This window comes from Actinotalea ferrariae (assembly GCF_019733465.1).
GTDB classification, from domain to species: Bacteria; Actinomycetota; Actinomycetes; order Actinomycetales; family Cellulomonadaceae; genus Actinotalea; species Actinotalea ferrariae_A.
Window position 1 is genome coordinate 1 of sequence record NZ_JACVQL010000091.1, and the last position, 8,832, is coordinate 8,832.

Annotated in this window: 11 protein-coding genes; 4 read left to right on the forward strand and 7 right to left on the reverse strand. The window is 74.6% G+C overall.

Going from position 1 to position 8,832, the window contains the following annotated elements; genetic code table 11:
* Window positions 1–77: 77 nt before the first annotated feature.
* Complete coding sequence (locus tag ICW40_RS08025; protein WP_221653310.1) at window positions 78–2,057, reverse strand: APC family permease; 1,980 nt, start codon at window positions 2,055–2,057, stop codon at window positions 78–80.
* A gap of 126 nt (window positions 2,058–2,183) precedes the next feature.
* On the opposite strand from ICW40_RS08025, the gene ICW40_RS08030 reads away from it, so the two are divergent.
* Together ICW40_RS08030 and ICW40_RS08035 are read left to right on the forward strand one after the other, a co-directional pair.
* A complete protein-coding gene (locus tag ICW40_RS08030; protein ID WP_260458948.1) occupies window positions 2,184–2,834 on the forward strand; it encodes a potassium channel family protein in 651 nt (216 codons plus the stop codon).
* On the forward strand, window positions 2,834–3,508 hold the full coding sequence (locus ICW40_RS08035) for a potassium channel family protein (protein WP_221653312.1): 675 nt from the start codon (window positions 2,834–2,836) through the stop codon (window positions 3,506–3,508). The genes ICW40_RS08030 and ICW40_RS08035 overlap by 1 nt, the downstream gene beginning before the upstream one ends.
* Here the strand turns inward: ICW40_RS08035 and ICW40_RS08040 are convergent.
* From ICW40_RS08040 to dut, 4 genes are all read right to left on the reverse strand, one after another.
* The gene (locus ICW40_RS08040; protein ID WP_308121702.1) at window positions 3,435–4,220 is read right to left on the reverse strand and encodes a DUF3159 domain-containing protein; all 786 of its coding nucleotides are present in this window, start codon (window positions 4,218–4,220) and stop codon (window positions 3,435–3,437) included. The genes ICW40_RS08035 and ICW40_RS08040 overlap by 74 nt on opposite strands.
* Window positions 4,213–4,608, reverse strand: a complete 396-nt coding sequence (locus ICW40_RS08045; RefSeq protein ID WP_221653313.1) for an OB-fold nucleic acid binding domain-containing protein — start codon at window positions 4,606–4,608, stop codon at window positions 4,213–4,215. Before ICW40_RS08045 ends, ICW40_RS08040 begins: the two co-directional genes overlap by 8 nt.
* Window positions 4,608–5,321 carry a DUF3710 domain-containing protein gene (locus ICW40_RS08050; protein ID WP_221653314.1) on the reverse strand — a complete coding sequence of 238 codons (714 nt, stop codon included), beginning with the start codon at window positions 5,319–5,321 and terminating at the stop codon, window positions 4,608–4,610. The genes ICW40_RS08045 and ICW40_RS08050 overlap by 1 nt, the downstream gene beginning before the upstream one ends.
* A gap of 65 nt (window positions 5,322–5,386) precedes the next feature.
* Entirely contained in the window at window positions 5,387–5,896 is a 510-nt protein-coding gene (gene dut / locus ICW40_RS08055; RefSeq protein ID WP_221653315.1) for a dUTP diphosphatase, read from the reverse strand.
* Here dut and ICW40_RS08060 point away from each other — a divergent pair.
* The gene (locus tag ICW40_RS08060; protein WP_221653316.1) at window positions 5,895–6,380 is read left to right on the forward strand and encodes a DUF3093 domain-containing protein; all 486 of its coding nucleotides are present in this window, start codon (window positions 5,895–5,897) and stop codon (window positions 6,378–6,380) included. The genes dut and ICW40_RS08060 overlap by 2 nt on opposite strands.
* Here the strand turns inward: ICW40_RS08060 and ICW40_RS08065 are convergent.
* Together ICW40_RS08065 and ICW40_RS08070 are read right to left on the reverse strand one after the other, a co-directional pair.
* Window positions 6,350–6,649 carry a DUF4193 domain-containing protein gene (locus ICW40_RS08065; protein ID WP_221653317.1) on the reverse strand — a complete coding sequence of 100 codons (300 nt, stop codon included), beginning with the start codon at window positions 6,647–6,649 and terminating at the stop codon, window positions 6,350–6,352. The two genes, ICW40_RS08060 and ICW40_RS08065, sit on opposite strands and share 31 nt — an antisense overlap.
* Window positions 6,650–6,837: 188 nt before the next feature.
* Window positions 6,838–7,692 (reverse strand): inositol monophosphatase family protein, encoded by an 855-nt coding sequence (locus ICW40_RS08070; RefSeq protein WP_221653320.1) that lies wholly within the window; start codon window positions 7,690–7,692, stop codon window positions 6,838–6,840.
* 107 nt (window positions 7,693–7,799) lie between these two features.
* Between ICW40_RS08070 and sepH the strand changes: the two genes are divergently transcribed.
* Window positions 7,800–8,832 (forward strand): septation protein SepH (gene sepH / locus ICW40_RS08075; RefSeq protein WP_221653318.1); only part of this gene is annotated, 1,033 nt, incomplete at its 3' end.

Sequence of the window (8,832 nt, forward strand, 5' to 3'; positions counted from 1 at the left end):
GGGGCCGCCCGGTCGTCGCCCGCCGGGGCGGTTGCGGCGGTCCGGACGCGGACGGTCGCCGCCCTCGCGCGCGGGGCTCACGGCCGCAGGCCCTGCTGCGCCGCGGCGACCGAGGACTCGAGCTGCCACGGCACGGAGGCGACGACCACGCCCGGCGTGAACAGGAGACGGCCCTTGAGGCGCAGTGCGCTCTGGTTGTGCAAGAGGTGCTCCCACCAGTGCCCGACGACGTACTCGGGGATGTAGACGACGACGAGGTCCCGGGGGCTCTCACGTCGGATGGACTTCACGTAGCCGAGGATCGGCCGGGTGATCTCGCGGAACGGCGAGTCGAGGACCTTGAGCGCGACCGGCAGCTCGAGCCGGTCCCACTGCTCGCGCAGGGCCTCGACGTCGTCCGGCTCCACGCTGACGGTCACGGCCTCCAGGACGGAGGGCCGGGAGGCGCGAGCATAGGCGATCGCTCGCATCGTCGGCTTGTGCAGCCTCGACACGAGCACGATGGCGTGCACCCGGCTCGGCAGCGCCCGCGAGGCCGCCGGGTCGTCCCCGAGCGCGAGCTCGCGCTGCACCGCGTCGTAGTGCCGGCGGATCCCCTGCATGAGCGCGTACACGACCCCCATCGCGAGGATGGCGATCCACGCACCGCGCGTGAACTTGGTGACCAGCACGACGACGAGCACGGTCCCCGTCAGACCCAGGCCGATGGCGTTGATCGTGCGCGAGCGGCGCATCCGGGCCCGCGCGCGCGCCTCGGGCTCGGTGCGCAGGGCCCGGTTCCAGTGCCGGACCATGCCGAGCTGGCTCAGGGTGAAGGAGACGAACACCCCCACGATGTAGAGCTGGATGAGCCGCGTGACCTGGGCGTCGAACGCCCAGATGAGGACGATCGCGCCGGCGGCGAGGGTGAGGATCCCGTTCGAGAACGCGAGACGGTCCCCGCGCGTGTGCAGCTGACGCGGCAGGAAGCCGTCGCGGGCGAGGATCGAGCCGAGCACCGGGAAGCCGTTGAACGCGGTGTTGGCGGCCAGCACGAGGATGAGGCCGGTCACCGCGGCCACGAGCACGATCACCGGCGTGAGCCCGTGGAAGACCGTCTCCGAGAGCTGGATGATCACCGGGTGCTGGACGTAGTCCTCGCCGACCGGGACGCCGTCGCGCAGCAGCTGCTCCGCCGGGAACTCCACGTAGTGGACCTGCGTCGCCCGCGCGAGCAGCAGGATCGACATGATGAAGGTCGTCGAGAGGCAGCCGAGCAGCAGGAGCGTCGTCGCGGCGTTGCGGCTCTTGGGCTTGCGGAACGCCGGCACGCCGTTGCTGATCGCCTCGACCCCGGTGAGCGCGGCGCTGCCGGACGCGAACGCGCGCAGCACGAGGAGCGCGCCGCCCAGGCCGACCAGCCCGGCCTCGTACCCCGACTCGGGCAGCACCTCGAGCTGCGACGTCTCCGCGAGCGCGAGCGTCCCGCTCCAGTACCGCACCGTCCCGACCACCGCGAGCGTGCCGAGCGCCGCCATGAACAGGTACGTGGGGATCGCGAAGGCCGAGCCCGACTCCTTGACGCCCCGGAGGTTGACGAGGGCGAGCAGCAGCACGACGCCGACCGCGAGCGGCACCTCGTACCCGCGCAGCGCGGGGATCGCGGAGGCCGCGTACTGCGCACCCGAGGAGATGGAGACCGCGACCGTCAGGACGTAGTCGACGAGCAGCGCGCTCGCGACCGAGACGCCCGCGCGGGGGCCGAGGTTGACGGTCGCGACCTCGTAGTCGCCGCCGCCCGACGGGTAGGCGTGGACGTTCTGCCGGTACGACGCCACGACGACGACGAGCACGACGACGACCGCCAGGCCCACCCACGGGGAGAAGACCGTGGCGCCGAGGCCGGCGATCGCGAGCGTCAGCAGGATCTCGTCCGGGGCGTACGCGACGGAGGACAGCGCGTCCGAGGCGAACACCGGGAGCGCGACGCGCTTCGGCAGGAGGGTGTGGCCGAGCCGGTCGCTGCGGACGGGGCGCCCGAGCAACAGTCGTTTTGCGGCATCCGCGACGTCCGACACGAGGCACCATGCTAGGCCCGCGCGCACAACTCGACCGCCGCTGACCGGGCCGTCCGCGAGGCGGGTCCGACGTGCCGCCGACCGGGCCCGCGGGCTGTAGCGTCAGCGTCTGTGCACTTCGTCATCATGGGCTGCGGCCGGGTCGGTGCGACCCTCGCCCAGTCGCTCGAGGGCCGCGGACACTCCGTCGCCGTGATCGACCAGAACCCGGACGCGTTCCGGCGCCTCGACCAGGACTTCTCGGGCAAGCGCGTGACGGGCCTCGGGTTCGACCGGCAGACGCTGGTCCAGGCGGGCGTCGAGGACGCCTACGCCTTCGCGGCCGTCTCGGACGGCGACAACTCGAACATCCTGGCCGCACGCGTGGTGCGCGAGACGTACGGGGTCGGCAACGTGGTCGCCCGCATCTACGACCCGCACCGGGCCGAGATCTACCAGCGGCTCGGCATCCCGACGGTCGCGACCGTGCGCTGGACCGCGGACCAGGTGCTGCGCCGCATGCTCCCGATGGGCGCCACGGACGAGTACCGCGACGCGTCCGGGCAGGTGCTGATGGCGCAGATGGACGTGCACCCGGCGTGGGTGGGCCGCCCGCTCACCGCGCTCGAGGCGGCGACCGGCGCCCGCGTCGCCTACCTCACCCGGTACGGCGACGGGGTCCTGCCCGGGCCGACGACCGTGCTGCAGGAGAACGACGTCGTGCACGTGCTCGTCATGGCCACGGACCTCGCGAAGGTCGAACGGACCCTCACGCACGTGCCCCCGGAGGTGGAGTGATGCGGGTCGTCATCGCCGGCGCCGGCTCGGTCGGCCGCTCGATCGCCACCGAGCTCATCGCGGCGGACCACGAGGTCACGCTCATCGACAAGCAGCCGTCCGCGATGCGCATCGTGTCGGTCGCGGACGCCGAGTGGCTGCTCGCCGACGCGTGCGAGCTGTCCACGCTCACGCAGGCCAAGGCCGACGAGTGCGACGTCATCGTGGCCGCGACGGGTGACGACAAGGTGAACCTCGTGGTCTCGCTGCTCGCGAAGACGGAGTACGGCGTGCCGCGCACCGTCGCGCGCGTGAACAACCCGAAGAACGAGTGGATGTTCGACGAGGCGTGGGGCGTGGACGTCGCGGTCTCGACGCCGCGGATCATGACCGCGATGGTCGAGGAGGCCGTCGCGGTCGGCGACCTCGTCAAGATCTTCACGTTCCACCAGTCCGGCGCGGACATCCTCGAGGTGACGCTCCCGGAGGGCTCGCCCCTCGTGGGGACGCGCGTGGGTCAGGTCGTGTGGCCGCCGGACACGGTGCTCGCGGCCGTGGTGCGCGGCACGACGCCGATCGCGCCGAGCGCCGACGACACGCTCGAGGCGCGCGACGAGCTGCTCATCGTGGCGGGGTCGGACGCCGATCTGGACGCGCTCCACGAGCTCCTGGTGAGCCCACGAGAAGCCACGTGACCCACAGGCCGACCGCGAACAGCGGGACGCCCATGACGAGCTTCGCGGTGCCGAGCCAGCCGACCGCGTCGGTGCCCTGCAGGTAGAGCGGCACCTGCACGGCGAGACGGGCAGCGAAGAGGGCGACCCACAGCCACGTGGCCCACACGTACCGACGGCGCAGCGGGGCGGCGTCCGGGTCGTGCCGCCAGCTCATGTCCTGGCCGCGCACGAGGCTGACGACGACGCCGACCGCAGGCCACCGCGCGAGGATCGACACCAGCGCACCCAGGCACCACGCGACGTTGACCCACAGGCCCCACGCGAAGTAGTCCTCGGCGTCGCCGGTGCGCCAGGCCCAGAAGACGCCGATCGCCACGCCGATCGCGCCCGAGAACGCCTGCGTCGCGGGCGTGCGCTGGACGAGGCGCACGACGACCGCGACGACCGTCAGCGCGACCGCGGCGACGAGCGCGGGCACGAGCTCGCGCGTCGCCACGAAGACGACGACGAACACGAGCGCCGGCAGGGCGGACTCGACCAGCCCGCGCACGCCGCCCACCGCGGCGCTGAAGGAGAACTCCTCGTCGGCGAGCACCCGCACGCCCGTGGCGGGCGCACCCGTGGTGGGCACCTCGGAAGCGGGCGCATCGGTGGCGCGCACCTCCGCGGCGGGTACGGCCGGAGCGTCCGTGCGCTCGTCGCGCGCGCCCGCGCGCCCGGCGTCACTCACCGGGACGCGGGACGAGCTCGTAGCGCGGGTTGTACATCGTGCGGCGCCCGTCCTGGACGCACACGAGGCCCTCGGCGCGCAGACGGCGGCCGGGCTCGATGCCGCGGATCTGCCGCCGGCCGAGCCAGACGAGCTGGAGGCTGCCGCTGCCGTCGTAGAGCTCGGCCTCGAGCGCGGGGACGGTCGTCCGGGGGCGCAGCGTCACGCTGCGCAGCACGCCCGACACCTGGGCGCGGTGCCGGTCCCCCAGGTCGGCGAGCGCCGAGCAGCCGCGGCGCAGCGTCTCGCGCCGCTCCTCGGCGGCCTCGACCTCGGCCTGCGACGCGACCATGCCCTTGAGCGCGGTCGCCAGCCGGCCCTCGCCGGCGCGGGGACGCTCGAGGACCATCAGTGCACCTCGGTGATCTCGGGACCGCGCGTCAACGGGTCCAGCGGCGGCGCGGTCACCGCACCCGGCACCGCGGGCACGGCCGGCGCGCGCCGCCCGGGCATCGTCAGCGGCAGCAGGTCCCGCGGGACCCGCGGCTCGGAGCCGCGCACGACGACGACGTCGGCGAAGACGTCCTCGAGGTCGCCCGCCTCCTGCGGCTCGACGGCGGCGCGGCCGGTGACGACACCGCGCAGGAACCACCGGGGCCCGTCGTGCCCGATGAACCGGGCCGGCCGGTGACCCGTGCGGCCCTCGGCGGTGCGCACGGGCAGGCGCGCGAGCAGCTCGCGACCGAAGGGACCGGGGACGTCGTCGACCGACCCGCCCTGCTTGACGACCGACTCGGCGATCTCGGCACGGATGTCGTCCCACACGCCCTCGGTGCGCGGGGCGGCGAACACCTGGAGCTGGAGCGCCGAGCCGCGCAGGGACACGGCGGCCGCGCTCACGATCTTGGAGGTCTTCTCGATCTCCATCCGGAGCTCCATGCCGTCACGCCCGGGCAGCCAGAGCGCCCCGAGGTCGATCCGGCGCCCGCGCTCGGGCACCTCGCTGACGTCCCAGGGACCGCGCTCGCGCGTCGTCGTCACGTCCGCCTCGGTCGACGTGCCGAGGTCGTCGGCGACCTCCGGGTCCTCGCCGGACCGCTTGCCTCGCCGGAACACACCCACGCCGACTGCCTCCTGGACTGACCGTTGCTGTCACGTACGACACTAGACGCCGCTCGCGGGTGGACCTACTCGGCCGGGGCGCCCCAGCCGCCCGTCGAGCCGAAGCCCGCGCCCCCGCGGTGGGACCCCGGGAGGCGCTCGGCGCGCACGAACCGGGCCCGCGCGACGCGCTGCACCACGAGCTGCGCGATCCGGTCGCCGCGGCGCAGCCGGACCGGCGTCGTCGGGTCCGTGTTGAGCAGCGTCACCTGGATCTCCCCGCGGTAGCCCGCGTCGACGGTGCCCGGCGCGTTGACGATCGTCACGCCGTGGTCGCGCGCGAGGCCGGACCGCGGGTGGACGAACGCGGCCCACCCGTCCGGCAGCGCGATGCTCACGCCGGTGGGCACCGTCACGCGCCCCGACGGCGGCAGCTCGACGTCGACCCGGGACACGAGGTCCGCGCCCGCATCACCCGGATGGGCGTAGGCCGGCTCGGGGAGGTCGGGGTCGAGCATGACGAGCAGCACCTCGACGGTGCCCGGCTGGGGGTCCACGGCGCCCGACTCTAGTGCGACCTGGGATGCTGGAGGCATGGCCTCCTCCCCCGCGCTGCACCGCGAGCGGCTGTGGCCCGGCCCGCTCGGCTGGTGCTTCGTCGTCGGCTTCGCCGTGCTCGTGCTCATCGCGCTCCTGCCCGTCCGGCCCGACGTCGCCGCGGCCACCGCGGTGGTCTCGCTGGTGGCGGGCGTCGTCGTCGCGGTCCGGACGAGCGCGGTCGTCGAGGTGGCGGGCGGCGAGCTGCGCGCCGGGCGCGCGCACATCCCCGCGACGTTGCTGGGCGCCGTCACGGAGCTCGACCGCGAGGGTGTCCGGACGCACCTCGGCCCTGGGTCGGACGCACGCACGTTCGTGTGCCTGCGGTCCTGGGTCCCCGGGGCCGTGGTCGTCGTCGTCGAGGACGCGCAGGACCCGACGCCTGCGTGGCTCGTGTCCACGCGGCGTCCGGCCGCCCTGCGCGCCGCGATCGAGTCGGCGCGTCGTTCAGGTCAGGCGGCGCACTCCGAGCAGATCAGCTGACCGTTCTTCTCGCTGGCCAGCTGGCTGCGGTGGTGCACCAGGAAGCAGCTCGAGCAGGTGAACTCGTCGGCCTGGCGCGGCAGCACCCGGACCGAGAGCTCCTCGCCCGAGAGGTCCGCGCCCGGGAGCTCGAACCCTTCGGCCGCCTCCGTCTCGTCCTCGTCGACGACGCCGGAGTTCTTGTCGGAGCGGCGGGCCTGCAGCTCCTGGAGCGAGTCCTCGGAGAGGTCTTCCTCGGTCTTGCGAGGGGCGTCGTAATCGGTTGCCATCAGGCGATCCACACTCCGTGTCGTTCTCACGCCGCGCGGTCGCGCTGGCGTCGGTACGTACTCAATGCACGACGCACGCCGGTTGTTCCCGACCCCGCTCGGCGAGGGGATTGTGCCCTATCCCGGCCGCCGATGCACGACCCGGACGAGGTGGTCGACCGGGTCGGTCCCGGGGCGCCGACGGACGATCATGGGCGGTCGGTGTCGGCGTCGAGCTCCTCGAGCAGCGCGACGAGGCCCGCGACCGTCTCGGCCGGGCCGGCGACGGTCATCCGCGTGCTCGCCGGCGCACCGCGCAGGCCCGTGACGACGGCACCGGCCTCCTCCGCGACGAGCGACGCGGCGGCCAGGTCCCACGGCGCGAGGCCGCGCTCGAAGTAGGCGTCCAGGCCGCCCCCTGCGAGCGTGCACAGGTCCATCGCGGCCGAGCCGATCCGCCGGATGTCCCGCACGCGGGGCAGGACCTCGGCGACCACCCTCGCCTGTGCCCGCCGTCGCTCGACGGTGTAGCCGAACCCGGTGCCGACGAGGCTCTCGGCGAGCGGCGCCGGCGGGTTCACCGCGAGCCGCTCGCCGTCGAGGAAGGCGCCGCCGCCGCGCACCGCGGTCCACGTGCGGCCGTCGGCGACGGCGTGCACGCACGCCGCCTGCACCGTCCACTCCTCCGGTGCGGGCGGACCGGTCACGGCCGCGACGCTCACCGCGTAGGCCGGGATGCCGTACAGGTAGTTGACCGTGCCGTCGATCGGGTCGAGCACCCACGTGATCCCGCTGGTGCCGGCGACGTGCCCCTCCTCCTCGCCGAGGATCGCGTCGTCCGGCCGCTCCTCGGCGAGCACCCGTCGCAGGAGCGCCTCCGACGCCAGGTCCATCGCGGTCACGACGTCGATCGGGCTCGTCTTGGTCGAGGCGACGTCGACCCGGCGCGGACGTCCGTCGCGCACGAGCGCGCCGGCCTCGCGGGCGAGCCGCTCGGCGAGCGCCCCGAGCGCCGCGCTGTCGTCGAGCGGGCGGGTGGTGACGGGGGACGGGTCCTGCGGCACGCTGGTCACCGGGCCATCCTGCCCCAGCACCGTGCGGGACGACGGCACACCGGCCGACCTCCCGACCACGGCACGCAGCAGGTGGCAGGCTCGGACCCGGAGGTGCCATGAGCGAGCTGCGACTGGTGGGACTGCACGACGACGGCGAGCACGTCGTCCTGGAGGGGCCGGACGGCCAGCGCTTCTCCCTGCCCATCGACGACGCGCTGCGCGCCGCCGTGCGCAGGGACCGGCCCCAGCTCGAGCAGGTCCGGGCCGAGCAGCGGGGGGTCATCCCGCCGCGCGAGATCCAGGCGCGGATCCGTGCGGGCTCGACGGCGGAGGACGTCGCCGAGCAGTCGGGCATGCCCGTCGGGATGGTCCGCCGCTACGAGGGTCCGGTGCTCGCCGAGCGCGAGCACGTCGCCGGCCAGGCGCAGGGCACCCGGATCGGCCACGACCCGGGCGCGCCGGTGCTGGGCGACCTCGTGACCGACCGGCTCGCGACGCGCGGCGTCGACGACGCCTCGCTGCGGTGGGACGCCTACCGCGCGGGAGCAGGCCCGTGGACCGTCGAGGTCGCGTTCGACGCGGCGGGCTCGACGCGGTCGGCGCGCTGGACGTTCGAGCCCTCGACGCGCACGCTCCGGGCCGTGGACGACGAGGCCCGCTGGTTGTCCGAGACCGAGCTCGCCGAGGGTCCGATCCCCCGCCGCCACCTCGCGGCCGTGCCGGGCGGCGTCTTCGACGTCGAGGTCGACGCGGCCCTGCGTCCCCTGCTGGCCTCGGTCGACCTGCCGCCCGAGACCCCGCCCGCCGAGCCGGAGCCCGACCCGACGCACGCGCTGCTCGACGACCTCAGCGGACGCCGTGGCGTCCGTCAGCCGGTCGACGAGGGCGACGACGAGCCCGAGGACGCCGAGGAGTTCGAGGGCTTCGGCCCCCAGCACGCGTTCGACTTCGACCGGCCCGGCGCGACCACGCCCGGTCCCGTGCCTGCGGCCCACCCGCCCGCCTCACGCCCCGACCTCGCGGTCGACGCGACCGTGCTCGAGCTGCCTGCCCAGGCCCGCCGCTCGCCGGCGCGGACGGGTGAGGACGACGCGCGTCCGGCCACCGCTCGCAGCGACCGGCCGACGGGCGACGCGCCCGACGCTCCCC